Raw genomic sequence first — 26876 nt, 5'->3', positions numbered from 1 at the left:
TGAGTAGCCAAACAGTAACGTGCGTCATTATTTTTAAATCGTGCTTTTTAGTGTATTAAAAAAAAGCTTGAATACCCGTCTGTGCACGGCCTAGGATCAGTGCATGAATATCATGCGTACCCTCATAGGTATTGACCGCTTCTAAGTTCATCACGTGACGAATGATATGATACTCATCAGAGATACCGTTACCGCCATGCATATCACGGGCAACGCGGGCGATATCAAGCGCTTTGCCGCAGTTGTTACGTTTAATGAGTGATATCATCTCAGGCGCGGCGTTGTGCTCATCCATCAAGCGGCCGACACGTAGAGCGGCTTGCAAACCAAGCGCAATCTCTGTTTGCATGTTAGCAAGCTTCAATTGCACCAATTGCGTCGCCGCTAATGGACGACCGAATTGCTTACGATCAAGGGTGTATTGACGCGCCGCTTTCCAGCAAAACTCAGCTGCGCCCATAGAACCCCATGCGATACCGTAACGCGCTTTATTCAAGCAGCCAAAGGGACCGCTTAAGCCGCGAATATCTGGGAAGGCGTTGGCTTCTGGGACGAATACTTTGTCCATGACGATCTCACCGGTGATAGACGCACGCAGGGAGAATTTGCCTTCAATCTTCGGCGCTGATAGACCCTTCATACCCTTATCTAAGATAAAGCCGCGGATCTTTTCTTCGTCATCTTTTGCCCACACTACAAACACGTCAGCGATAGGACTATTGGTGATCCACATCTTGCTACCAGTGAGCTCATAACCGCCATCAACAGCGCGTGCACGCGTCGACATAGAGGCAGGATCTGAGCCTGAATCAGGCTCTGTTAGACCAAAGCAGCCGACATACTCACCTGAGGCCAGCTTTGGCAGGTACTTTTCTCTTTGCTCTTCGGTACCGTACTCATGTATCGGATGCATCACAAGACTTGACTGGACACTCATCGCTGAGCGATATCCTGAATCTACCGCTTCGATTTCTTTAGCGATTAAGCCATAAGCGACGCTGGATAATCCTGCACAGCCATATCCTTCGATCGTTACGCCAAGCAGTCCCATTTCACCCATTTGACGCATAATATTGCGATCAAAGTTCTCATTGCGATTGGCTTCTAGGATGCCAGGCATCAGCTCTTTTTGAAAAAACTGACGCGCGCTGTCAGTGACCATGCGCTCTTCGTCAGTTAACTGATCGCGAAGTAAAAACGGATCTTCCCAATCAAAGCTTGGGCTAGCATTGGTACGGGTGTTGGTAATAGGTGCCATGTCGTGCTCCTTGACGTGCGGTTTGGTTGAATCGCTCAATCTTGTCAAACAAATTAAATACTATACTTGACGTTAAAGTTTCACTGTGCGAAACTAAGTTTCATAATGTAAAACTATTAAAGCAGAAATGATTTGACTTGTAAATACCTAATTTAAGTTTGGGAACACTATGACTAAAAATATAATGGCAAATGTCTCCTTGTTGTCGCGCACTACGGATCTACTCAAGCAAAGTAAAGTCGATGAAGACCGACAATTCGTCGCCGCCTTAGGTCGTGGATTAGCTCTATTAGCAGCTTTCGAAAATGAAGATGCATTGAGCCACCAGCAACTGTGTCAGATGAGCGGACTGCCTAAGGCCACGGTTACTCGCCTAATTCATACCTTAACCACGCTTGGGTTTTTGCGTACCACACCGCATGGTCATTATCAGCTTGGTAGCAGCGCGGTACGTCTGAGCGCATCGGCATGGAGTCGTCATGATATGGTGGCAATCGCTGAGCCCTTACTGCGCCAGTTCGCCATTGACCATGAAGTATCAGTCAATCTAGCGACAGAGGTTGAAGGCGAGATGCGTTATTTGGCGTGTCATCGTAGCCCTGCGCGCCTGTCGGTCAATCTACAAGTGGGCTCTGCTGTCCCCATTGATAAAACGGCGATTGGACGCGCTTTTTATGCAGTCAGTACGCCAACTCGGCAAAGTGTTATTGATAATAAGTTGCAAGATCAGCTAAATAAAGAACACTATCAGCAAGCACAAAGTATGCTAATTAAGGCGACCAAATTCTATGAAGCAAACGGCTATACCCTATCAGACGGCGAGTTCTCGCCCGATATCTTGGCGGTAGCCGTTGGCGTATTCGATACCACTACAAGTCATTATGGCTATTCTCTCAATGCTAGCGTGCCAAGGGCGAATTGGGATGCGGATGAGTATGCGGCACAGATTGTGCCGAAGTTGCAGGCGTTGGCTGAGCGGATTGAGCGCGCTTGAATATTTAATAAACAACCAAACATTAGCTTATCGTTACTCAACTATCATTTAGTCACTATATTATCGAGTTATAATAAGGCGTGTTGTTTATGCAACCGCTTATCGCCTTTTTTTGTTTCTAATAGCTGAGCTTGTCATGCCCCAATCTCGTACCAACCTAAACGCTGAACCTAAATCAGACTCCTACCTCATTGGTCTTTTGCTACGCTATAGCACCTTGGCTGCAGCCGCTTTACTCTTTTTGGCAGGCTTACTGTTGACCAACTGGTGGCTCATTCTCATCGGTGGGGCATTAGTCGCCATCGGGGTTTATGATCTCATTCAATCCAAGCATTCTATATTAAACAACTACCCTATCGCCGGTCACATCCGCTACGTGCTTGAGGACTTTCGTCCTGAGATTCGCCAGTATTTACTTGAAGATGATAAAGAACAAGTCCCGTTTTCACGTCAGCAGCGTGCGCTTGTGTATCAACGTGCCAAAAATGTCAGCGATACCAATGCTTTTGGGACACTAGATGATTTATATCATCATGGTAAAGAGTGGTTTTTGCAATCGGCAGTTAGTCACCCATTAGAAAAACAAGACTTTCGCATTACGGTTGGTAACGAGCATTGTCAGCAGCCGCATGACATGTCGGTGTTTAATATTTCAGCGATGAGCTTTGGTAGTCTCTCCGCTAATGCTATTATGGCACTCAATCAAGGCGCCAAGATGGGCGGCTTTACTCACGATACTGGCGAGGGTGCGATCAGTCCGTATCACCGCAAGTTCGGCGGCGATCTGATTTGGGAGCTGGGTACGGGTTATTTTGGTTGCCGTCATGACGATGGTAGCTTTGATCCCTTATCTTTTGCCGAGAAAGCCATCGAGCCGCAAGTTAAAATGATTGAGATTAAACTTTCACAAGGCGCCAAACCAGGTAAGGGCGGCGTTCTTCCTAGTGAAAAAATCACTCAAGAGATTGCAGATACGCGCCAAGTGCCTATGGGTCAAGATTGCGTATCGCCCTCCTCGCATAGCGCATTTAGCACGCCACTCGAACTTGTCGCATTTTGGCAGCAATTACGCGAATTATCAGGGGGTAAGCCTGTCGGCTTTAAGCTATGCGTCGGGCAACCTTGGCAGTTTATGGCGATTGTCAAAGCGATGATGGAGACTGACAACTATCCTGATTTCATCGTTATTGATGGCGCTGAGGGTGGTACGGGAGCCGCCCCTGTCGAGTTTATGGATAATGTCGGTATGCCGCTGATTGATGGGTTTTTACTCGTGCATAACACTCTAGTTGGTGCTGGTATTCGTGACAAGATTAAGCTTGGTGTTAGTGGCAAGATCGTCTCAGGCTTTGATATTGCCCGCTTTTTGGCTCTGGGTGCAGATTGGTGTAACTCAGCGCGCGGCTTTATGTTTGCAGTGGGCTGTATTCAATCGCGCTCATGCCATACCAACACTTGCCCGACAGGCGTTGCGACTCAAGACCCGTATCGCCAAAAGGCGCTTGATGTACCGAGCAAAGCTGAGCGCGTAGCAAGCTTTCACAAAAACACCCTCAAATCTCTCGCCAGTATCGTAGGTGCAGTTGGACTTGAGCATCCTAGTCAATTAAAGCCCTATCATATCGCACGGCGCTTAGATGACGGTCAGATCAAGCTACTATCTAAGTTTTATTACTTTACAGACGAAGGCGCTTTGCTCGATCACAGTGCGCGCGCAGATGTCTTTAACCAGATGTGGGTGATGGCGGATGCTCATACCTTTTTGCCTGATAATGATGCGCTCATTGCTTATAACAAAGACTCGCGAGACAAAGGTAAAAAAACTCGCAGCTACGGTATAGAATCTATTGAAGACGTTACAGAAGATATCAATGAGAACCTAAAGTAAGTATGTACCCTACTACTATCATGGCAAGCGTTACTGTCTTTTTGGCATTAACGTTGAGCGCTTGCCAGCCTGTTGATTCAAATATCACAGACATATCGAATAAAGACTGGTCATGCTCAAGTCAAGATAGCCCTTTTAGCTATAGTGCGTGTCAGATTAGTCAAGAAGCGCTTGCTAGCGATGACTATCAGCTCAAACTGTTTTGGCAAGATGATAAAGAGCAGACGCTTTTGACCTTTGACACTCTTTTAGCTCGCCTGCCAGATGAGCAAACCCTAGCCTTTGCGATGAACGCAGGTATGTATAATCAAGCATATGCCCCTATTGGTTATACGGTAATAGAGGGTCAAGAGATTCGCGCGCTTAACTTAAACGAAGGCGGTGGCAATTTTCATTTATTGCCTAATGGCGTATTGTGGTGGAATAAAGCAGGCTTAGTACAAATTACTGAAAGTAATGTTTTAGATACGTTAATTAAAAATGGTGAAGCAAGACCCAGTTACGCCACCCAATCAGGACCGATGCTAGTCATAAACGGCGACATTCACCCAGAGTTTAATGCCGATAGCACTTCACTAAAATTTCGTAACGGTGTCGGTGTTTGTGAGGATGGTAGCGTACAGCTCGTTAATAGTAATGAGCTGGTGAACTTTTACGCTTTCGCTTCTTTATTAAAGGACAATTTAAGCTGCCCAAATGCGCTATTTTTGGATGGCGGTATTGCCTCTGCGCTCTACGCGCCAAGTATTGATAAACACGACAAAAAAGAGATGGGCGTGATGGTTGGAGTGGTCATAAACAAATAGCGCCTCAAACCTTTGGGTTTAAAGCGCTACGATAGCACAAGGATAAAAAATCAACGCGCCAAATAAGACGTCATGTCCTCAACGCCGTGCAAAGTCATGGGATACATCTTATTATCGAACACTTTTTTTATCTCATTGATGGTTTGTGTATAGTGCCAGTAGGCGGGGTTCTCAGGATTAAGCCAAGCGACTTTATCAAAGTGATCGAGCACCCGCTTGAGCCACACTACCCCTGCTTCGTTATTCATATACTCAACACTACCGCCGACCGTCATCAGCTCGTATGGCGACATTGACGCATCTCCAACGAAGATAACCCGATACTCGCGCCCATATTTATTGAGTAGCTCATAGGTCGGCATACGCGCGCTATGGCGGCGATTGTTATCTTGCCAGACATAATCGTATAGGCAGTTATGAAAGTAAAAAAACTCTAACGTCTTAAACTCGTTTTTCGCCGCAGAAAATAACTTCTCTAGAGCATCGACATGAATGTCCATACTACCGCCAATATCAAATAGCATGAGCACTTTGACGCGGTTGCGCCGCTCAGGCTGCATATGGATATCGAGTACGCCTTTTTTGGCAGTGCGTTTGATAGTCTCATGGATATCTAGCTCATCGTCACTACCGGTGCGGGCAAACTGGCGTAGATTACGTAGTGCCATCTGAATTTGGCGCGTGCCGAGCAGATTGTCATCGTCAAGATTGCGATATTTACGCTGCTCCCATACTTTAGCAGCGCTGCGCTTACGCGACTCCCCGCCCACGCGCACGCCCTCTGGATGATCGCCATAAGCACCAAAAGGTGATGTACCACCAGTACCGACCCACTTGCTGCCGCCTTGATGACGCTCTTTTTGCTCTTTGAGACGCTCCTCAAGCGCCTTCATGAGCTCCTCAAGTGAGCCGTATTTTTTGAGTAGACGCCGCTGCTCTTCGGTGAGGTTTTTGGGATCAAGTTTTAGATCTAACCACTCCTGTGGCACATCCGTAAGCTTGCCCATCAACTCATCGATATCTAAGCTATCGACGCCTTCAAAATAGTCGCTCATCGCCCGATCAAACTTGTCAAAGTGACGCTCGTCTTTGACCATACACAGTCTGATAAGTCGATACATATCCTCACGACTGGCAAAGGCAGGCAGCTTTGTGTCCGCTTCCTGTGATGATAATGCGTGCTGCATCATCAGGCCTTTATCCAGCGCTGCGTTGAGATCGAGTAGCTCACGCGTACTGACGGGTACGCCATAAGTGCGCAGGGTATAGAATAATTTTACAAACATAAAATACCTATCTGGCAGGTGTTAACGGCGCATCATATTGGCAAAGCGCTGTAATAAATTGACATCGGCTTCGTTTTTGAGCAGAGCGCCATATAATGGCGGAATGGACTTTTCACCGCGCAAATTCTCTTCTAACTCTTCTTGTGCCATGTCATCGGCGAGCAACAATGTGAGCCAATCAACCAGTTCTGATGTTGAAGGCGGTTTTTTAAGACCTTGGATATTACGTAGCTTATAGAAGATATCAAGCGCATCATTGACCAGCTTTTCTTGAATATTAGGAAAATGCACGTCGATGATTTGACGCATGGTTTGCTCTTCAGGGAAGTCAATATAATGAAAGAAACAACGACGCAAAAACGCATCAGGTAGCTCTTTTTCATTGTTTGAAGTGATGATAATCACAGGGCGCTGGGTAGCAGTAACCGTCTCGCCTGTCTCATAGACATAAAAAGACATTTTGTCTAATTCATGCAATAAGTCATTGGGAAATTCAATGTCTGCTTTATCGACTTCATCGATCAATAAGACGCAGCGCTCCTCACTGGTGAACGCCTCCCACAATTTACCCGGCTTGATGTAGTTGCCAATATCATAGACCTTGTCATCGCCGAGTTGCGAGTCACGCAAACGCGACACCGCATCATATTCGTATAGTCCCTGCTCAGCTTTGGTCGTTGATTTGATATGCCATGTGATAAGCGGCATACCTAGACTTTGGGCGACTTCTTCTGCCAGTAAAGTTTTGCCCGTACCCGGCTCGCCTTTGATCAAAAGTGGCTTTTGCAAGGTCATTGCCGCATTGACCGCCAGTTGCAAGTCATCAGTTGCAATATAATTATTGGTCCCCGTAAAGGTTTTGAGGTTGTCACTAGTGGCAGAATTATCAATACTCATAATTGGATCTCTATCATTGTTATTAAGGTATAAAAAGGGATGGTTTAGAGTAGCACAGGCGCTGTTAATGCCAAAATACTCATGCGTTCGTCTTCGGTATCTATTACTCTTCGGTGGTCATAAAAAAAGACACCCAAAAGTGTCTTTTAAAGCCTTATCTACTTGCTATGATGTCTAGCTACTTTGATACTTACTATCCTTCATTGTGCTTTTTATTCCTCATTGTGCTTTTTGTTGGCAGGATTATCTAATTCAACAGAAGGTTTGACTCGTTTAGCCTTGTCTATCACTCTTTGCGCGGCAGACTCTTCACTATAAAAGCCTTTTCTCACCTTTTTAGGTTCAGTCTCAACGATAGGTGCCTGCGTAAGTGGTACTTTTTCTTGAGTCTTATGCAGGCTGACACTATTAGCATTAGTACTATCGGCGCTGCTAAGGTCTAGGCTGTCTTTGGCGGCGTAGTTATTCATTGCCAGATGACCTGTTGTTAATTGCATCGTCGCCTGAGTATCCTCAGCAGAATTTGCGCGTGCTTTGGCAAGGCTAGATTCAAACGCGCCGCGAATAAGCTGCCATAAAAAGCCAATAAATAAACCGACTACCAGTACAACTAATATCGGTAAGGCACTATTAATTGCCGCTGTCGTATCTTTCATCATAAGCGCGTAGACGACGCCGATACTCGCAGGAGCAAGCAAGCTTGGATCACCTAAAGCCGTTCCTGGCGCAAGCAGTACTGCAAATAGTACCATCCAAGTCATACCGCCCAGTGGTCGCGGTAGCATACGAGCGACGAGAAGCCATAATAGTAGGACGACGACCGTGCCACCTATATAAGCGTACATCGGCAGATCCGCAGGCGGTACACCTTTGACCATCTGACTCCACCAAATAACGATCTCACCGAGGATATCACTCAGCGTATCTAAAGGCAGAAACTGTAAAATATTTTTTAACCAATCCATACGTGTTTTATATACCTAGGTTATTAGCCACTATCGAACGTGTAGCGCTAAGCGTAATGAGTCATTAAAACGCTAGCGTGCAAAAGATGTGTCATAGACCGCTAGTTTAACACGGCTTTATACCCAAATGCATACGTGGACAGCGTTTTAGTCATACCTTTTGTCTTGCGCTTCTTTAGCACGCATCTCAGCTTGACGGCGCATCACGTCTTGCGGCGGCATTTGCACATAATAGCCTTGCGACTGCAATTTGGCGAGTACCTCACCTTTATCAACGCGAGCCAGCTTAGAGGTGCTATCCAAATCCAGATGCATCACAAACTTGCTTTGACCAAGCGTCGACCGAAAGTCTTTAGGCAACACGCCAAGCCAGTCCTTGAGCTCATCAGTATCATCGGGAAAATCAGGACGGGCGATGTAAACATACATATCGCTGTGCTTGGGGAATTTATAAATATCACAATGCATAAAATTGGCCTATAAATTGAATTCATTGTAGATTAGCACAAATCAGCTTTGCATCATTAGCGGCTTTACGTTTGGGTATGGTAAATCGATATGGTCTAGCCTTTAACATCAAAATACTATTCTTATAAAATTTATCAGGCCATGACTTGTAAAAGGTCAGTGAACCTTTCATAATAAAGGCGTTATTCAGGAGAGAGTCTCATACGAGTTTATGATTATGTTATGAGACCACCGAAGGCGCATCTACCCTGCCAATCGCTCAGGTACAAAGGACTGAATAACCCATGTCTATTAGGTTTATGCTGTTACGTTTAAACGCATATTAACCCATACCTTAGGCATAACAAATCTGGAGAGCGGTAAAGGTGATGCATTATTACCCTTACCCACCGAAGGGGAGAAAATACGTTGCTATTAACTTTCAATTAAAAGCTAATATTATAACAACGTATTGAAAATCTCAGGTCACAGGACAGATAGGGCTTTTGCTAAACGAGCTTACGCGCTTGTTTGGTCTATGCTTTATTTATTGTGCACCCCTTTTGTGCTACCTTTAAAGTCAAGTTTACGCCAAGCGAACTTGCCTCCCACTACTGCTTAACGCTTTAGTCGTTACTGCGACTAGCGTTTACAAGGATTTGTTATGACCGACACTCACAATGCTCTTAATACTCAAGCGCCGCAGCGCACTCCCTTATATCAGTCGCACGTTGATAGCGACGGCAAACTGGTAGATTTTTCGGGTTGGGAGCTACCTATTCATTACGGCTCACAAATCGAAGAGCATGAGGCGGTGCGTACTGATGCAGGTATGTTCGATGTGTCGCATATGGTGATCGTCGATGTTAAGGGTGTTGATAGTAAAGCTTGGCTACAAAAGCTGCTAGCAAACGATGTCGACAAACTAAAAACGGTTGGTAAGGCTCTGTACTCGCCTATGCTCAATGAAGACGGCGGTATCATTGATGATTTGATCGTTTATCTCATGACCGAAGATGAGAGCGAATACCGTATTGTCTCCAATGCTGCCACTCGTGATAAAGACATCGCACAATTTAATACAGTCGCTACAGACTTTGATATCACTATTACCGAGCGCACCGAGCTTGCAATGCTCGCGGTTCAAGGCCCTAATGCCGTCGCCAAATTAGCTGAGGCAAAGCCGAGCTGGGGTGAGACACTAGCGGGACTTAAGCCCTTTGTTGGTGCTGATCTTACTGATATCGAAGGCACAGACTGGTTCGTGGCCCGTACAGGTTATACGGGTGAGGATGGCGTCGAAGTCATCATGCACGGTGATGACGCGCCTGCATTTTTTGAGTTATTAAAGCAGCACGGCATAAAACCAGCAGGGCTTGGTGCACGTGATACTTTGCGTATGGAAGCGGGCATGAACCTTTACGGTCACGATATGGATGAGACCATCAGCCCGTATGAGAGCAACATGGGCTGGACCTTAGCGCTCAAAGACGAGCGTGATTTTGTTGGTCGCAGCGCTATGGTCAGCAAGCGTAAACAGTCCAAAGACGACAATACGGCGATGAAGCAAGTGGGCCTATTACTTACCACCCGCGGCGTATTGCGTGAAGGCATGAGCGTGACCATTAATCAGGGGACAAGTGGAGAGCAAACTGGCGTTATCACCAGTGGCACCTTCTCCCCTAGCCTCAAACACTCTATCGCTATCGCCCGCGTTCCTGCCAGCATCACTGATGAAGATACCGTACAAGTGGATCTACGCGGTAAGGGCAAGTTCGTTGACGTTCGCGTACTCAAGCTACCATTTGTACGTAATGGTAAACAACAATTTGATTAATTATCAAAGCTGATGGGTAGATTTTATCTTCCTCTTGGTTTTGGTTCGTATTCGCTTTACACTCTAACTTTTTAAACCATCCTCTATCATTTAGGAGAGAGACCATGAGCAATATCCCAGCAGAACTTAAGTACATCGCCAGTCACGAATGGTTACGTCTAGAAGACGACGGCACCATTACCGTTGGCATCACTGATCACGCGCAGGACCTATTAGGTGATGTGGTATTCGTCGAATTGCCAGATGTGGGCGATACGATTGCCGTTGATGATGAGATCTCAGTGGTTGAATCTGTCAAAGCCGCCTCTGATGTGTATGCGCCAATATCAGGTGAGATTGTCGCTATCAATGAAGCATTAGAAGACGATCCAGAAATCATCAACTCAGACCCATACGGCGAAGGGTGGTTCTTTAGAATGAAACCTGACAATATGGATGATTTTGAGGCCTTGATGACGGCTGACGAGTACGAAAACGAGCTGTAATTGCTTTTTAGGTATTCAAAAACTAACAGCTATCATTTGCAAACGCTAGCACTTGAATAGTACAGATATTGGCAAGAATACAGATACTGGCATCCGCTGGTATCTGTACCGATAAACGTTATACCTCTTATCTGAACTTGTCTGAACCTAGGCTGGTCCAGCTAATGTTACTTTAGATCAACATTATTATCAGTACTTGCTATTGGCTAAGCTTATCTCTACCAAATAGCTAGACTGTTGATAATTATTTATCACTCACCTCCTTTTGCCGCCAGTATGGACTTGTATATGACTACTGAGAACGCCAGCCCAAACCCTGATCTCGCTATGCCTGAGCATACGCCGCAATTACAAGCGTTTCGCGAAGTGGTTGAGTCGCGCCGCTCGGTACGCCGTTTCACTGACACCCCTATTCCAGATGAGGTAATGGCCGACTGCCTGCGCTTAGCTATGCTCGCGCCGAACTCGAGCAATCTACAGCCATGGGAGTTTTATGTCATTGATAGCGACAAAAAGCGCAAAAAAGCGATCAAAAACTGTATGGGTCAAAACGCGGCAAAAACTTCAGCGCGCCTAATCGCTGTCGTCGCTCGCACTGATATCTGGCACGATCACGCGCAGCAGATACTACGCGAGTATCCAGAAACCCCGATACCCAAAAAGGTCAAAGACTACTATACCAAAGTGGTCGCTTTAGACTTTTTGCGTGGTCCTGCCAACGTGATATCGGCTGCTAAATGGAGCGCGACGCAAGTCTTTCGCCAAGTCAAAGGACCGATCAAATCCCCTTACTATACCTTTGATGATGTCAAAAACTGGGCAACCAATAATACAGCCTTAGCGGCTGAAAACTTAATGCTAGCCCTGCGTGCACACGGATTTGATAGTTGCCCTATGGGCGGCTTCGATGAGCCTGCGATGAAGCGTTTGCTTAGTCTTGGTGATGATCATCATGTGGTCATGATGATTGGCGCAGGCGAGCGTGCGGACAATGGTATTTATAGCGCTCAGTTTCGTTTCGATGACGCGCAATTTGTGCATTATGTGTAGCAAGATCAAGATAAGCCGCTTGCCATTTTTAACTCTCAATACTCAATATCTAAAGCTTACTTAAGGACTGTCATGACTCTCTCTCAACAACCGACGTTCGATACTTTTAAAGGCTTGTTTAATGAAGCTGAATTTGTCTATCGCCATTTAGGCTCTAACGATGCCAAGCAAGCAGATTTGCTCAGCGCTATCGGCTATAGCGATTTGGACACTTTCGTTGATGATACTGTCCCTGCGCCAGTACGTTTAAATAAAGCGCTAGATCTGCCTGTGGCGATGAGTGAGCACGCCGCCCTTGCCAAACTGCGCGCGATGGCAGATAACATTACTGTTAATAAAAGCTATATCGGCCAAGGCTACTCGCCTGTACGCATGCCAGCAGTCATTCAGCGTAACGTACTTGAAAATCCAGGCTGGTATACCGCTTATACGCCTTACCAAGCAGAAATCGCTCAGGGTCGCTTAGAAGCTTTGCTTAACTTCCAGCAAGTTTGTATCGATCTGACTGGTCTTGAGCTTGCTGGTGCCTCACTATTAGATGAAGCGACTGCGGCAGCTGAAGCGATGGCGATGTCTAAGCGCATGAGCAAAAGCAAATCCACGCAATTCTTCGTCGATGAGCGTATTTATCCGCAGACTTTGGATGTCATTCATACGCGTGCCAAGTATTTTGGTTGGGATGTCATCGTTGGTGATTTTGAACTCGCTAAGTCTGGCGATTATTTTGGCGCAATTTTTCAGTATGTCGGGGTTGAAGGCGATGTCAAAGACTTAACTGACGTCATCAGCGCGGTCAAAGAAAAGAAAACCTATACCTCTGTGATCAGCGACATCATGAGTTTGGTGTTGCTAAAGTCTCCTGCGGATATGGGTGCAGATATCGCGCTCGGTAGCACTCAGCGCTTTGGTATTCCAATGGGTTTTGGTGGTCCACACGCCGCCTACTTTGCGTTTTTGGACAAAGCTAAGCGCTCAGCCCCTGGTCGTATCATCGGCGTCTCAAAAGACTCGCAAGGCAATACCGCTCTGCGTATGGCACTACAGACGCGTGAGCAGCATATCCGCCGCGAAAAAGCCAACTCAAACATTTGTACCTCACAAGTTTTGCTCGCTAACCTAGCTGGTATGTACGCCGTCTATCATGGTCCAACGGGCGTTAAGCGCATTGCCACTCGCATCCATGCCTTTGCTACTGCTTTTGCTGATGTGATTAGAAATAATAGCGACAACGATAATAACGTAAGCGTCGTCCATGACCAGTTCTTCGATACCGTCGTTGTCGATTGCGGCTCTGAGAAAATGGCGACGCAGATCTTTGAAAACGCGGATAATGTCGGTTATAACTTATGGCGTCATGACGATACCAAGATTGGGGTCGCCTTTAGTGAAACCAGTGATGTTGAAGATTTTAAAGTATTGACGCAATTGTTTGTCAGCAAGTCTCATGACTTACCCCAAAATGCGAGCGTATCACTCGATAGCGCACATCTGCGTACTGATGATATCTTGACCCATCCTGTCTTTAACTCGCATCATACTGAGCACGAGATGCTGCGGTACTTAAAGTCACTAGAAGACAAAGATCTGGCGATGAACCGCAGTATGATCTCGCTTGGTAGCTGTACCATGAAGCTCAATGCCACCAGTGAGATGCTACCGATTACTTGGCCTGAATTTGCCAATGTGCATCCGTTTGCACCGCGCGACCAAGTTGGCGGTTATATCGAGATGATCGATAGCTTACAAGAGCAGCTCAAAGCCATCACAGGGTTTGATGATATCTCTATGCAGCCCAACTCTGGCGCCTCTGGCGAATACGCAGGTCTCTTAGCCATTCGCCGCTATCATGAGTCTCTAGGCGAGACGGATCGTGATATCTGCCTGATTCCTATGTCAGCACACGGTACCAACCCTGCGACTGCCATTATGATGGGTATGAAAGTCGTTGTGGTAAAAACCGACGACAACGGCAACATCGATATCGATGATCTAAAAGAAAAATGCGAGGAGCACAGTGCCAATTTAGGCGCGTTGATGATCACTTATCCATCGACGCATGGCGTGTTTGAAGAAGGTATCCGTGATATCTGTAGCCTCATTCATAAGCACGGCGGTCAAGTCTATATGGACGGCGCTAACATGAACGCTCAGGTCGGTATCATGCAACCTGCTGATGTTGGCGCAGACGTCTTGCACATGAACTTGCACAAAACCTTTTGTATTCCGCATGGCGGCGGCGGTCCAGGTATGGGCCCTATCGGTATGCAAGCGCATCTAGCACCGTTTAAAGCCAACCATGTCCTAAGCCCTGTACACAATGCGCCAAATGACTGCTCAGCGGTATCAGCCGCGCCGTATGGTTCTGCGAGTATCTTACCGATCTCATGGATGTATATTGCGATGATGGGCCGTGACGGTCTGCTTGAAGCCACTAAACTGGCGCTTCTTAATGCCAACTACGTCGCTGACAGCTTACGGGATCACTACCCTGTACTCTATACGGGCAAAAACGGCCGCGTCGCGCACGAATGTATCATCGATATCCGTCCGCTAAAAGAAGAGACGGGCATCACTGAGAGCGATATCGCCAAGCGCTTGATGGATTACGGTTTCCATTCGCCAACGATGAGTTTCCCAGTAGCAGGTACGCTCATGATAGAGCCGACCGAGTCTGAATCTAAAGAGGAGCTAGATCGTTTTATCGACGCGCTCAAATCTATCAAAGATGAGGCGATGAAAGCCAAAGCTGGCGATGACGGTTGGACACTAGAGGACAATCCACTAGTAAACGCGCCGCATACGGCATCGATGATTACCGATAGCGAGTGGTCGCATCCGTACAGCCGTGATACCGCTGCGTTCCCGCTGCCCTATATCCGCGCGCATAAGTTCTGGCCTAGTGTTGCTCGCGTGGATGATGTCTATGGCGACAAAAACTTGATGTGTTCATGCCCAAGTATCGAAAACTATATGTAGCACTAAAAATTTTTGAATTAAAAAACCTCCATATTAATCATTGATATGGAGGTTTTATTTTGCCAGTTCGTCACGACTCCTTTATGATAGCGAAGTCTGCTCATTTTATAACCTAGGGTATCAAAACAAACATGTCACAAAAAAACCGCGTTATCCTCATACACGGTCTCCATCAAACCGCTTGGGTCATGCGCCCATTAGCCAAACGCTTGCAAGCACAAGGCTATAGGACTCACCAGTACGGCTATCGCAGCATGCGCGATGGCATCAAAACCAATAGCGCACGACTCAATGAGTGGCTTAAGAATAATCACTTTCCTGATCAGTCGATAGATCTCGTCGGTCATAGCTTAGGCGGTTTGATCATTCGAGATTTTGTTGCACATTACCCCAAGTGGAAAATCGGGCGCTGCGTCACCTTGGGAACGCCCCACTTGGGCAGCGTAAGTAGCGATTATATCTGGCGATTAGCGCCTGCTATCGTCGGTAAATCCTATGAGCAAGCGTTGGATGGTACAGTTGCGCCACTGCCAAAAGGTATCGAGCTTGGCGTTATTGCAGGCAATAAAGCGCAAGGTTTAGGTCAGCCCATTTTAAGTTATCATAATCGTAAATTACGTAAAGCGGATAGCTCATTGACTGTTAAGCGGTTAGCGCATGATGGTACCGTTTATGTGAGCGAGACTCAGCTTGCCGGCGCCACTGATCATATTATTTTGCCTGTCACGCACACGGGTATGCTTTTTAAAAAGCAAGTCGCTTGGCAAGTGGTGTATTTCTTAGACAATGGAGCGTTTAATCGTGACTAGCTCTACCGAACCCCCATGCCCTGCTTTAGCTCAACCTTGTGCTCTTCAATGACGGGTATCAAAGTCTGCGTGACCCACTCATAGCGCCAGCCTTGTAAACCTAGTGGCATATCAGACAAATCCTTGTCATAGGCAATCACTTCATATAACTGATGTAGCCACTTTTTGCGCATGAGCACGCTGGTAGGCACGCCTATCTTTTCAGCTTGTTTGTCTATTGCCTGTTGCACCGCTTTTGAGAGTACTTTGTTTTTTGAGCGATAAGGCGGCGCTATGAGCGCTGGTTGCTCGGCCGCAGGTAGCGCCTTTGCATCCTTGATGATAGTGAGTAACTCCTCACCATATAGACGCAGCATACTACGATGCATGGTCGTCTTGTGCGCCAGTTCACGCATGGTGTTAGGCTTTTCGGTGATGATCTCACGTACCGCTTGTTTTTTGATGACAAAGGTGCGCGGCTGATTGGTCGCGCGCGCCAGCTGCTCGCGCCAAGTCGCTACCGCTTGCAAAACTGCCATTTGCTGCGCGTTGTATCGATAATCTGCCATGGTCAAATACATAGCATCATCTTCGATATGCTGCGTCTCATATAGCTCTGAGGCATAGAGCTGGCAATCGGCCCAGACATAATCGTATAAACCTTTTGATTTGAGCGCGTGCTCTATACTTAAATACAGCGCAGGCAAAAAGCGCACATCATCAATAGCGTACTGCTCTTGCTCATCGGTTAATGGACGCTGGAGCCAATCGGACTGGCTGTGCTCCTTATCAATGTGCATATCGAGCTGCTCATCTAGCGCCTGCTGATAACCCATTTGCAACTGTCCTGTTAAATAAGACAGTGCAATTTGGGTATCAAAAATATTGGTCAATGGCGGGCAACCTGATAGCAAATAAAATATCCCTAAATCCTCGCCGCAGGCATGCCAAATAGCCACATCCACTTCTGTTAGCGCTTGCCAAAACTCGCTCAATTGCAATTTTGGTGCATCAAGTAAGTAAATATGATCGCCGACATTAAGCTGCACAAGTGCCAAACGCGGATAGTAAGTATCACGCTTGATAAATTCGGTATCTAATGCCACACGCCCGCACACTTTGAGCGCTTTGATGACTGCCCCTAACTGATACTGCTCGCGTACCCAAGTAACTTTGGCCTCATCGGCGATGTCTAACAAAGCATCGATATCGGGTTCTTTGGGCATTGATGTCTGCATGTCGTCTGCTTTTAAAATACTAGCATCGGACACTTGAGTGTTTGTATCAGTTAGAGCATGGGACACGGACAGATACCTGCATAGATAGGAATAAGGAGAAAACGTTGCCAGAACGGTCAAACGCTGGCAACGTTTAAGATTAGATACTAAAAATAAAGTATAGCAACACAAATGGGCAATTGCTCACTTATTATAAGTCAATTTGACTACTACAATAAGCAGCTTACTACAGATTTTAATTTATAAAAAAGAGCGATTTTGTAGCGCTTGCCCCAAGGTCATGCTGTCAAGGTACTCAAGCTCGCCGCCCATAGGAACGCCTTGCGCGAGGCGCGTGACCTTTTTGACATGGCGACTGACCGCCTCACTGATAAAATGCGCGGTCGTCTGTCCTTCTACCGTCGTCCCTGTTGCAAGTATCAGCTCATCGACAGGCTCTTGTTTGACGCGCCAAACCAGCTGATCAATATTGAGATCATCAGCGCTGATACCATCGATTGGGGACAAGTGACCCCCTAATACAAAATACAGACCGCGATAGCCTGCTGTTTGTTCAATAGCCATCACGTCAGCTGCCGTTTCTACCACGCATAGCACCGTATCATCACGCCTAGGGTCTTGGCACAGCGGACAGACGTTATCATCACTAAAACTATGACAACGCTGACACTCAACGATGTCTCGCATAGCTTCATCGAGCGCTTGCGCGAGCGCCATACCTTGTGGACGTTTTTTTGTGAGTAAATGCAGCGCCATACGTTGGGCGCTCTTTTGGCCCACACCCGGCAAAATACGCAGCTGCTTAACCATCTGATCAAATTTAGCTGTTAGCAAAATTGTTTCCTTTATCTATAAACCGTAGCTATAAAAATGGGGTCGTATCATAGTGATAACAACCCCATAATTGACCCTAGCAGGTCATAGTTTTTGGCAAATTTGATACTAGAACATGCCTTGCATACCAGGTGGCAAGCCCATACCAGAGGTCGCGCCTGTCATCGTTTCTTCGTATAACTCATCCGCTTGACGAACCGCATCATTGATAGCGGCAGCGATCAAATCTTCGATCATATCAGGCTCGTCCTCTAAAAGACTTGGATCGATGCTGATACGCTTGACCACGTGACGACCAGTCATGGTCACTTTGACCAGACCACTGCCCGCTTCTGCTTGTACTTCTTTATTAGCCAGCTCTTTTTTGGCGTTCTCGACGTTGGCTTCGACTTTCTTTTGCATCGTTTGCGCTTGTTGCATGAGTGCTTGAATGTTCATAATGGTCTCTTCTTTTGATAAATAAGTAAAATTGTAATAAGTGATTATAGCGCTATCTTTATAAACTGTCTAAACCGCGCGCCAAATCTTTGATAATATCCTCAGCGTCTTCTAGCCCCACTGACAGACGTATCAAGCTATCTTTGACGCCAGCCTCAGCGCGCGCCTCAGGGGTTAGGCGAAAGTGCGTGGTGGTCGCAGGATGGGTAATCGTCGTTTTAGCATCACCAAGGTTGTTGGTAATGGAGATCATTGTAGTTGAGTCTATCACATGCCAAGCCGCCGCTTTTGCATCATGAGTCTCAGACGCTGCAACCTCAAAGCCCATGATAGCCCCGTAGCCGTCTTTCATATGGTGCTGACGGGTCGCTAAGTCATGAGCAGGATGATCAGGTAAGCCTGAAAAATGTACGCATCTGACCTTGGGGTGATTGACCAAAAACTGCACGACTTGGTTGGCATTTTGGCAATGCGCTTGCATGCGTAATTTAAGCGTCTCAAGTCCTTTGGTAAATACCCACGCATTGAACGGGCTCATACTGATACCGCCTGAGCGTACCACAGTAAACGCCTCTTGCATGAGCTTGTCGCTACCCACAAGTGCACCGCCCAATACGCGGCCTTGACCATCTAAGTATTTAGTTGCTGAGTGAATCACCACGTCTGCGCCTAAATCTAGGGGACGCTGAATGGCAGGAGAAGCAAAGCAATTATCAACGACTAACAAGATATCATTAGCGCGGCATAGCTCACTTAAATAGCCGATATCGCAAATTTGTGCTAATGGATTGCTCGGGCTTTCGCAATAGATCACCTTAGTATTCGGTTGAACCGCATTCGCCCAAGCGTCGTTGTCAAAGCAATCTACATAGCTGACCTCGACCCCAAACTTGGCAACATAATTATTAAACAGTCCAATGGATGAGCCAAATAATTGATTGGCAGCGAGCAGGTGATCGCCCTGTTTAAGATACGCCAAACACATAGTTAAGATTGCGCCCATGCCAGAGGCAGTTGCTACTGCGCGCGCGCCGTTTTCTAACGCGGCTAAGCGGCGCTCAAAAGTGCGTACGCTTGGATTGGTATGACGCGAGTAGACATTGCCCGTCTTAGTACCATTGAAATGGGCCGCAGCGTCTTCTGCTGAAGCATAGACGTAGGAGCTAGTCGTATAGATAGGTTCTGAGTGCTCACCTTCATCGCTGCGGTGCTGTCCTGCGCGTACAGCAATCGTTTGCATGCCGTAGCCTGCGTCCAAATCTAACGCGTCAGAACGCCAGTTTGTATCTAGGCCACTATCATCACTGTCTATAAGATTACTCTGCTCTTGCGAATCACTCATAACACTTTTTTCCGTGGTTCTTGCTCTTATTAATGTTTAGTTAATGTTTGGGCTAATTTTTACTGACCGCTATCATAACATGTCACTTTATCTCAAACATCTGCTTTGATGATGTCTGTTGAATATTAAGCACTCTCAAGCTGACTTTGATAAGTTTTTGACAGCAGTAAGCAAACCAGTATGAGGCACAAAACAATGTCGATTATCACTCGCAAAAAGTAACGTAGTTTATCTAGGCAGCTTTAGATGCACCTGATAAGATGAGCGCCGAATAAAGAGCTCTATTAAAAATCTGCAGTGAGTACAGCTATTTGGTCTGATTCAATTAGTGCTATTATCCTCTTGTATCCTTTAGCACTTCAAGCTCATTAAGGTAAACCCGTTATGTCATTGTCTCATTTAACCCCAAGTCGTCTGCATCTAAGTCTGGTACTTGGACTATCTCTAGCGCTTGGTGGCTGTCAGGCTCTGCCCAATCAGCCGCACCTACCTGATAGCCAAAACCTATCAGCACGGCTAAATGCGCTTTATCAAGACAATAATAATGACAATACGGTACGTGTCAGCACTGATTTGATCAATGCAATCAGTGAGCAAAACGACATTCATCCAGAGCTTTCAGGCTATCATCCGATTGTCACTGGTGCCAATGCCTTTGCCGCGCGTAGTATCTTGACGGATATGGCGACGCGCAGTATCGATGTGCAGTACTATATCTGGCACAATGATCAAGCCGGTCAGCTCATGCTCAAAGACTTGTGGGAGGCCGCTGAGCGCGGCGTTATCGTGCGCCTGCTTATAGATGATTTTAATAGTAATGCTAATCTTGATCAGACCTTGCTACGCTTTGCCAGTCACCCTAATACCGCTGTACGTATTATCAATCCTTTGATGCATCGCAAATTTCAGACCCTAAACTTTGTTACCGGTCTGCCGCGTATTAATCGGCGCATGCATAATAAGAGCATGATTTTTGATAAGCAAATCACTATTATTGGTGGCCGTAATATTGGTAATGAATACTTAAGTAATGATCAAAGCAGCCAGTTTGCAGACTTAGATGTTTTGCTCATTGGTAAAGTCGTCGCCGATATCGACAACAGCTTTACCAGTTATTGGTCCGCGCCCATCTCCTTTGATATCGAAACTCTAGTCACTCTAGACAAAGGGGCGACTACTGACTTTTTAGACGGTTTAAACGAGCTTAAAGAAGAAGAGAAAAGCAACGCAAAGAGTAGCTTGGCGGTATACCGTAGCGCGATTGAGGACTCGACGATTGACAAGGATTTAGTCAATAAACAAGTGCCATTTCGCTGGACGGATATGCAGTTTTTGAGTGACGATGTCGGCAAGCTGACCAAATCCGTTGCTAGTGATACCAACTTGGTGCATCAACTGCGTACGCTACTTGGCAGTCCCTCCGAGAAGCTCACGATCATCTCCTCTTACTTTGTACCGACCAAAGACGGCGTTGAAACCCTCGTTGCCTTGGCAGAATCAGGTATTGAGATTAGAATTTTGACCAACTCCTTTGATGCCACTGACGTAACTGCCGTGCATTCAGGCTATAGTAAATGGCGACCTGAGCTTTTGCGCGCCGGCATCAAAATATACGAGCTAAAATCAACGGCAAGTGAAGAAAAGCGCGATAATAAACTATGGAAAGCCCGTAGCCAATCATCAACCAGTCTGCACGCCAAAACCTTTGCCATCGATGACCATCAAGTATTTATTGGCTCGTATAATGTTGACCCGCGCTCTGCTAACATTAATACCGAAATGGGCGTTATTATCAACGACGACGAGCTGGCACAGCAATTGCACCAAGCATTAAGTGATGATCTACTCGCGCAGGCCTATGAGGTCAAACTTATAGATGACGATACTCTTGAATGGCATACCATCAAAGATGGCAAGCCCATCGTTTATGATAGTGAGCCGCGCGTTGATATGGCTGATCACATCTGGCTAACTATTATGTCGCTCCTCCCTATTGATTGGCTACTGTAATTTATTCACACAACTGTTTTGACTCATACCTTTTGATATCTATTACCTTTTTATGATCAGTCATCATGATGATTGATCTATTTTTATGCTAAATATTGTTTGCGAGCAAACGTTTTGATCGCTACTTTTACTTGTGGATTGAACGCTTATGTCCCCTCTTGCTCACTATGAGTTGATGTCATCTAAAGACAAGCATACAGTTATGTTTGTCTGCTTTAGCACCGCTGTGACTTTTTTTGATTTTTTGATTTACCTCTATATAGCCGATACAGTTGCGACTGCTTTTTTTCCTGGCACCATCGATGCAAATACTGCAAAACTACAAGGGCTTGGACTGTTCGCTGTCGGTTATTTGGCGCGTCCTTTTGGTGGTATTCTCTTTGGTCGCTACGGAGATATAATAGGACGCAAGCCTGTCCTGCTCATGAGTATGCTCGTTACAGCATTAAGTTTGCTGGCGATGGCTTTTTTGCCGACCTACGCACAGTGGGGCATATTCGCTCCTGCGCTATTTATTTTGCTGCGCATGATTCAAGGTATGGCGTTTGGCGTTTTTGTACCTTTGTCATGGGTCTTTGTCGCCGAACATGTACCACGCTCGCATCTCTCTGTTGGCTGCGCCTATGTGACGGCTAGTTTTTTTGTAGGCGTCTTATTCTCTAATGGCTTTTTTATGTGGCTCAATAACGCGCTGACCTTTGAGCAGATGGTAGACTATGGCTGGCGCATTCCCTTCTTTGTCGCTGCAGCTTTAAGCTTTTTACCGCTACTGTTTTGGCGCACTATTAATGAGACGCCTTTTTTTGTTGATCTAAAAAGCACAAGACACGATATTGATAAGACTATCAGTTATACCAATAAACCTTTCACGTTATTATTTAAACACTGCAAGCACTCGATATTTATCAATATGATGTTGACCTTGATTATATCTAGCATCACTTTAGTCATCGTATTGATATTGCCTGATTTAATTGAGCTGCGTTTTGCCCCCGATAGTGATTTGTTTGGATTTGCTCATAGTCTTGGCGTAGTATTTATGATTTTGGGCTGTATTTTTTATGGCATCATCTCAGACTACCAAAACTTTGGTAAGGTTTTAGCAGTTGGTTCTATTTTGCTCATCGCTCAGATATTCGCTTTTTATTACCATCTGGAGGCAGGGGGCGATTATATCCTAATCATGTTTGCGATCTTAGGCTTTTGTGCAGGTATTGTCGGGATGGTGCCTGCTATTTTGATACAACTGTTTCCAACCAATGTACGCCTAACAGGCATGTCGTTTTCTTATAATATTACCTACGCTATTATCGGCGGCATTCTTCCGTTTGGTCTGGCCTACGCGACTATGTATATTAGTTTTGCGCCTGCTTTGTACATAGCATTCATCGGCTTTGTCGGTATTATGATGGGACTGTATTTTTATAACTTACCTGACATGAAAAAGATTGACGATCTGGTCTATTGCGCAAAATAATACCTGAACATTTAGCGACAACGAGTGCCTCCTTGACTGCTTACTAAAGACATTAAGGCAATTAATATGCTTGATATAACGCAAAAACGCCTATCTGTTGCACCCATGATCGATTGGACGACGACGGACTATCGCTTCTTTGCACGCCTGTTTAACCCACAGGTGTATTTGTATACCGAGATGATAAGTACAGGCGCGCTAATTTACGGTCATAGAGATAGGCATTTGCGCTTTGATGTGAGCGAGCATCCTTTAGTGTTACAGCTTGGTGGCGCTGATATTGACGAGATGATCCAGTGCGCTGTATTTGCCCAGCAGTATGGTTATGATGAGGTCAACATCAATGTCGGTTGCCCCTCTGATCGCGTGCAGCATAACAAGATTGGCGCGTGTCTTATGGCAGAGCCCAAAACTGTTGCAGGCTTAGTTAAGCATATGCAAGCGGCAGTTGATATTCCTGTGACCGTTAAACACCGCATCGGTATCGATGATTTTGACAGTTATGAGTTTATGAGCGACTTTGTCCAAACGGTTGCTGACGCTGGCTGTCAGCGCTTTATTGTGCATGCGCGTACTGCTTGGTTGCAAGGCCTTAGCCCCAAACAAAACCGCGAAATCCCGCCGCTACGCTATGATGATGTCTACCGCCTCAAGCAAGACTTGCCAGATCTAATGATAGAGATTAACGGTGGTATAGAAACTGTGGCAGATATAAAAGCGCACTTAGAGCATATCGATGGCGTAATGATCGGTCGCGCGTTTTATCACAACCCCTACCTATTAGCAGAAGCTAATAGCTTATGGGATGCTCCTATTCCTAAACGCTCAGATATTCTAGCCAAGCTTTATCCGTACCTAGAGCAGCAAGTGAATAAAGGCGAGCGCTTACCGACGATGGCGCGGCACTACTTAGGTCTGTTTCAAGGATTAGCGGGCGCGCGCAAATGGCGACAAGCATTAAGTGGTAAACCTGACTTGACGATCAAAGACATACAACGGGCAGCGGATGAGATTTTGCAGCTTAATCCTGATGTTTAGCCCACTTGCGAGATATACAGCCACATAGCGATGCCGTTATTGATAATGTGTAGCAAAATAGGCAACCACAAAGAGCCTGATTTGATACGCGCATAACAAAACAGCAGTGCCAACAAGACAATGGTGCTGATCTCATACCAGCCGTATTGGATATGAATAAGCGCAAATATCAAACTAGTAATTACGCTGGCAACAATAGTGCCGCGCGAGCCTGCAAACTGCTCACTAATCGCTGACCACAAAATACCGCGAAACACCAACTCTTCGTAGACAGGCGCTGCTATCACCATCGCAAAGATGAGCAGCCACACTGAGCTCACCGACTGATACAAAGGGTCAACGAAGATCAGCGGCGTCGCCTCTACCCAATAGGTCACTGCCTGACTAGCAATTGCAAACAGCAGTAGCAGCGCAAACATTCCTATACCAATACCGACTGAAAAAGGTCTAAGCGCTAAGTACTGACTTATACTACCGCCTTTTATACGGATAATACCTAGAGTAATAGCGGTGATAAGCAGGCTGGTAATGATAATTGAGACACTAACGACGGTGCCATCGTTACTGCCGATATAAAATAGCGTACCTATCGACAAAGTATCTGCATCGGGTAAAAACAGCTTGCCTGCGATGTACACGCCTATCAGTTGACTGATAAAAAAACCCATCACCATAAAGACCATCAGCGCAATCACACTAAAGGTTGAAAATAGCGGTGTGGATTTATGGTTTGTCATCTCGTTATCAGTAGCGCTTGATATAATAGGCATAATATTTTATTTAGGTTTTTAGCTGTTTTTTAATGAGCATCAGCACTTGCGCAGCCACGCTATCTGGGTACTCAAGCGGAAACATATGACCGCCTTTATGGGTCTCAAAATCTATGCCCAAGCGAGCTTTTATTTTTTGTGGGAATTTACGTTTCAAAAAAATACTCTCCTGCCCAATGATTAGCTCAACTGGTGGCTTTGGAGCATGATTTGGGGTTAGCCAATACAATGAGGGATTGGTTCTAAAGACAGCAACTTCGCTTTTTTTGGTAATAGCCAAAGTGACTTTACCATCAGCGCGAGTATGTAACCCATGCTCGATATAACCTTCAAAACTGCGCTCATCAAAATTCTTAAAAAACCCCTTATTGCGCATTTGCTCATAAGCATCGGCTCGGCTATCCCAAACATCACGGCGATGTTTTGATATTCCTGATGGCGACAGCTTATCCATCGATTGGTTATTCATCATGGGTAATTTATCTACCGTTTTAGCTAGGTGCATCAAAAAGCTGCTACGTCCATATATCAACGGCGGATCCATAAGCACTGCCTGATTAAAGCGTTTGGGCGCTTTGTATAACGCTTGCAACGTACACATAGCACCGAGCGAGTGACCGACAGCGACGAGCTGCGCGGTACCGTGCTCCTCGCAGGTACGCTCGACGCTATCTATCACTTGTTGGGTAAGACGCTGCCAATGATTATCGACAGGATAATCGGGATCTGTCCCTAATAGCGGTACATACTCAATCGTAAAAAATTCACTTAAACCTGCAAAAAAAGGCGCGTACACTGCGCTTGGCATTCCATTAGCATGCGCAAAATGCAAGACAGGTTTTTTTGTTTTGGTTGATACTGGTAGGGATGCAAAGGTTTGCGCAGTCATGACACTCATATCAGGCTCTCATCAAATAATATAAATCTTGACATAAATAAAGGCTGAGCATATCACTATACTCAGCCTTTATCATCATACACGAAATAGGTATAGAACACTTAGCGCATCTGGCCTGTGCCCGCTTCTTTTGATAATAAATCAAGGGAGATACTAGAGCCAACACCTGCACCAAGCTTGACTGCAAATCGATCCATAAACAATTGGAAGGGGTCTATTGGCGTATAATTAACGATATTGTCCAGCTCAAGCTGCTTCTCAAGGCTTGAGATACTACCCGTTTGATCCGCCAGTCCCAAAGCAATAGATTGCTCGCCGGTCCAAAATAATCCCGAAAATAGATTATTCTCTTCAGCATCTTTGAGTCGATCGCCGCGACCTTCTTTGACCGCATTGATAAAGTGCTTGTGCGTATTGGCCAGCACGCCTTCGACGTGTTGCTCTTCAAACTCAGTTAAGGGACGAGACAAGCTTAAAATATCTTTGTACTCACCTGCGGTAATCGTACGATCCTCTACGCCAACCTTGTCCATCAAGCCCTCGATATTATAGCTTGGCATAATCACACCAATGGAGCCGACCAAACTTGAGGGGTTGACATAAATCTCATCCGCCGCTGAGGCAATATAATACGCGCCAGAGGCCCCTATATCACCAATAACTGCGTAGAGCTTTTTGTCTGGATACTCAGCACGCAGATCGACCATCGTCTGCCAGATCTCATCAGACTGCACAGGAGAGCCACCAGGCGAGTTGATATCAAGAGCAACTGCCTTAGAATTAGGATTCTCAAAAGCGCGCGTTAGAGCATCATTGACATCATAAGCATTAGCCACATCAGCATTACTAATGACCCCTTGTAACTCAACTACTGCCAAATGCGGCTGACTGGTATCAAAACCATCAATACCTGCAGGCTTGTCACTGCTACAACTACGACTAAATGCTAATAATACAAATAAAATATAGCCAAAGGTGAGGAGCTTAAAAAAGATACTCCAGCGCCGTGCACGACGTTGTTCTTGTACACTGGCTAGGAGGGTTTTTTCAATGAGACGCCATTCTTGTCCATTCGGCTGCGGCGTGGGCTGCATTTGACTTGCCGAGTTGTCGGGACGTTTATTAGGGTCTGGTGGCCAGTTGGGCATAGAGAT

General features: G+C 46.0%; 23 protein-coding genes and 2 riboswitches. Of the genes, 11 read left to right on the top strand and 12 right to left on the bottom strand.

Translation table 11 applies throughout. The features are described 5' to 3' along the window. Positions 1 to 55: 55 nt before the first annotated feature. Positions 56 to 1258, bottom strand: coding sequence for an acyl-CoA dehydrogenase (locus tag ACTXGE_RS11065; RefSeq protein WP_435949241.1), 1203 nt, complete (start codon positions 1256 to 1258; stop codon positions 56 to 58). Between the two features lie 169 nt (positions 1259 to 1427). On the opposite strand from ACTXGE_RS11065, the gene ACTXGE_RS11060 reads away from it, so the two are divergent. From ACTXGE_RS11060 to ACTXGE_RS11050, 3 genes are all read left to right on the top strand, one after another. Next, entirely contained in the window at positions 1428 to 2252 is an 825-nt protein-coding gene (locus tag ACTXGE_RS11060; RefSeq protein WP_443543367.1) for an IclR family transcriptional regulator, read from the top strand. A 136-nt stretch (positions 2253 to 2388) separates the two neighbouring features. After that, complete coding sequence (locus ACTXGE_RS11055) at positions 2389 to 4140, top strand: FMN-binding glutamate synthase family protein (protein ID WP_435949243.1); 1752 nt, start codon at positions 2389 to 2391, stop codon at positions 4138 to 4140. Between the two features lie 2 nt (positions 4141 to 4142). Beyond that, positions 4143 to 4946, top strand: a complete 804-nt coding sequence (locus ACTXGE_RS11050) for a phosphodiester glycosidase family protein (protein ID WP_443543369.1) — start codon at positions 4143 to 4145, stop codon at positions 4944 to 4946. Positions 4947 to 4996: 50 nt separating this feature from the next. Here the strand turns inward: ACTXGE_RS11050 and ACTXGE_RS11045 are convergent, their stop codons facing one another. The 4 genes from ACTXGE_RS11045 to ACTXGE_RS11030 form a co-directional block, all read right to left on the bottom strand. Beyond that, positions 4997 to 6232, bottom strand: coding sequence for a vWA domain-containing protein (locus ACTXGE_RS11045; protein ID WP_435949245.1), 1236 nt, complete (start codon positions 6230 to 6232; stop codon positions 4997 to 4999). Positions 6233 to 6253: 21 nt separating this feature from the next. Further along, entirely contained in the window at positions 6254 to 7129 is an 876-nt protein-coding gene (locus ACTXGE_RS11040; protein ID WP_317198522.1) for an AAA family ATPase, read from the bottom strand. A gap of 212 nt (positions 7130 to 7341) precedes the next feature. Continuing rightward, complete coding sequence (locus ACTXGE_RS11035; RefSeq protein ID WP_443543370.1) at positions 7342 to 8094, bottom strand: hypothetical protein; 753 nt, start codon at positions 8092 to 8094, stop codon at positions 7342 to 7344. Positions 8095 to 8241: 147 nt separating this feature from the next. Beyond that, positions 8242 to 8562: a YcgL domain-containing protein gene (locus ACTXGE_RS11030; protein ID WP_317198524.1), complete on the bottom strand. Its 321-nt coding sequence runs from the start codon at positions 8560 to 8562 to the stop codon at positions 8242 to 8244. A gap of 177 nt (positions 8563 to 8739) precedes the next feature. Further along, positions 8740 to 8848, top strand: a riboswitch (glycine riboswitch). Between the two features lie 53 nt (positions 8849 to 8901). After that, a riboswitch (glycine riboswitch) is annotated at positions 8902 to 9048 on the top strand. Between the two features lie 157 nt (positions 9049 to 9205). On the opposite strand from ACTXGE_RS11030, the gene gcvT reads away from it, so the two are divergent. The 5 genes from gcvT to ACTXGE_RS11005 all read left to right on the top strand — a co-directional run bounded on the left by gcvT (position 9206) and on the right by ACTXGE_RS11005 (position 15698). Further along, positions 9206 to 10378, top strand: a complete 1173-nt coding sequence (gene gcvT, locus ACTXGE_RS11025) for a glycine cleavage system aminomethyltransferase GcvT (protein WP_435949248.1) — start codon at positions 9206 to 9208, stop codon at positions 10376 to 10378. Between the two features lie 104 nt (positions 10379 to 10482). Further along, positions 10483 to 10863 carry a glycine cleavage system protein GcvH gene (gcvH, locus tag ACTXGE_RS11020; protein ID WP_317198526.1) on the top strand — a complete coding sequence of 127 codons (381 nt, stop codon included), beginning with the start codon at positions 10483 to 10485 and terminating at the stop codon, positions 10861 to 10863. A gap of 288 nt (positions 10864 to 11151) precedes the next feature. After that, positions 11152 to 11913, top strand: a complete 762-nt coding sequence (locus tag ACTXGE_RS11015; protein ID WP_435949249.1) for a nitroreductase family protein — start codon at positions 11152 to 11154, stop codon at positions 11911 to 11913. 72 nt (positions 11914 to 11985) lie between these two features. Further along, a complete protein-coding gene (gene gcvP, locus ACTXGE_RS11010; RefSeq protein WP_443543373.1) occupies positions 11986 to 14889 on the top strand; it encodes an aminomethyl-transferring glycine dehydrogenase in 2904 nt (967 codons plus the stop codon). Positions 14890 to 15020: 131 nt separating this feature from the next. Further along, the gene (locus ACTXGE_RS11005) at positions 15021 to 15698 is read left to right on the top strand and encodes a lipase family alpha/beta hydrolase (RefSeq protein WP_443543375.1); all 678 of its coding nucleotides are present in this window, start codon (positions 15021 to 15023) and stop codon (positions 15696 to 15698) included. 2 nt (positions 15699 to 15700) lie between these two features. Here the strand turns inward: ACTXGE_RS11005 and ACTXGE_RS11000 are convergent, their stop codons facing one another. The 4 genes from ACTXGE_RS11000 to ACTXGE_RS10985 all read right to left on the bottom strand — a co-directional run bounded on the left by ACTXGE_RS11000 (position 15701) and on the right by ACTXGE_RS10985 (position 19529). Then, on the bottom strand, positions 15701 to 16981 hold the full coding sequence (locus ACTXGE_RS11000) for a ribonuclease D (protein ID WP_443543377.1): 1281 nt from the start codon (positions 16979 to 16981) through the stop codon (positions 15701 to 15703). Between the two features lie 174 nt (positions 16982 to 17155). Further along, positions 17156 to 17749: a recombination mediator RecR gene (recR, locus tag ACTXGE_RS10995; protein WP_443543379.1), complete on the bottom strand. Its 594-nt coding sequence runs from the start codon at positions 17747 to 17749 to the stop codon at positions 17156 to 17158. 108 nt (positions 17750 to 17857) lie between these two features. Next, entirely contained in the window at positions 17858 to 18187 is a 330-nt protein-coding gene (locus ACTXGE_RS10990; RefSeq protein WP_317198533.1) for a YbaB/EbfC family nucleoid-associated protein, read from the bottom strand. 58 nt (positions 18188 to 18245) lie between these two features. Next, positions 18246 to 19529: an O-succinylhomoserine sulfhydrylase gene (locus ACTXGE_RS10985; protein ID WP_435949254.1), complete on the bottom strand. Its 1284-nt coding sequence runs from the start codon at positions 19527 to 19529 to the stop codon at positions 18246 to 18248. A gap of 384 nt (positions 19530 to 19913) precedes the next feature. Between ACTXGE_RS10985 and ACTXGE_RS10980 the strand changes: the two genes are divergently transcribed. The 3 genes from ACTXGE_RS10980 (at position 19914) to dusA (ending at position 24054) form a co-directional block, all read left to right on the top strand. Then, positions 19914 to 21539, top strand: coding sequence for a phospholipase D family protein (locus ACTXGE_RS10980; RefSeq protein ID WP_443543382.1), 1626 nt, complete (start codon positions 19914 to 19916; stop codon positions 21537 to 21539). Between the two features lie 148 nt (positions 21540 to 21687). Next, positions 21688 to 23016: an MFS transporter gene (locus ACTXGE_RS10975; RefSeq protein ID WP_443543384.1), complete on the top strand. Its 1329-nt coding sequence runs from the start codon at positions 21688 to 21690 to the stop codon at positions 23014 to 23016. A 66-nt stretch (positions 23017 to 23082) separates the two neighbouring features. Next, entirely contained in the window at positions 23083 to 24054 is a 972-nt protein-coding gene (gene dusA, locus ACTXGE_RS10970) for a tRNA dihydrouridine(20/20a) synthase DusA (RefSeq protein ID WP_443543386.1), read from the top strand. On the opposite strand, the gene ACTXGE_RS10965 is transcribed toward dusA, so the two are convergent. From ACTXGE_RS10965 to sppA, 3 genes are all read right to left on the bottom strand, one after another. Next, entirely contained in the window at positions 24051 to 24824 is a 774-nt protein-coding gene (locus ACTXGE_RS10965; protein WP_443543388.1) for a CPBP family intramembrane glutamic endopeptidase, read from the bottom strand. The genes dusA and ACTXGE_RS10965 overlap by 4 nt on opposite strands. 10 nt (positions 24825 to 24834) lie before the next feature. Beyond that, positions 24835 to 25722, bottom strand: coding sequence for an alpha/beta hydrolase (locus tag ACTXGE_RS10960; protein WP_443543389.1), 888 nt, complete (start codon positions 25720 to 25722; stop codon positions 24835 to 24837). A gap of 101 nt (positions 25723 to 25823) precedes the next feature. Further along, complete coding sequence (gene sppA, locus ACTXGE_RS10955) at positions 25824 to 26870, bottom strand: signal peptide peptidase SppA (RefSeq protein WP_443543391.1); 1047 nt, start codon at positions 26868 to 26870, stop codon at positions 25824 to 25826. Positions 26871 to 26876 lie beyond the last annotated feature (6 nt).

Origin of the sequence: Psychrobacter sp. T6-4 (assembly GCF_052258425.1) — a bacterium.
Taxonomy (GTDB): domain Bacteria; phylum Pseudomonadota; class Gammaproteobacteria; order Pseudomonadales; family Moraxellaceae; genus Psychrobacter.
Note: the sequence above shows the minus strand (reverse complement) of the source record. Positions and strands in the feature narration are given on the sequence as shown.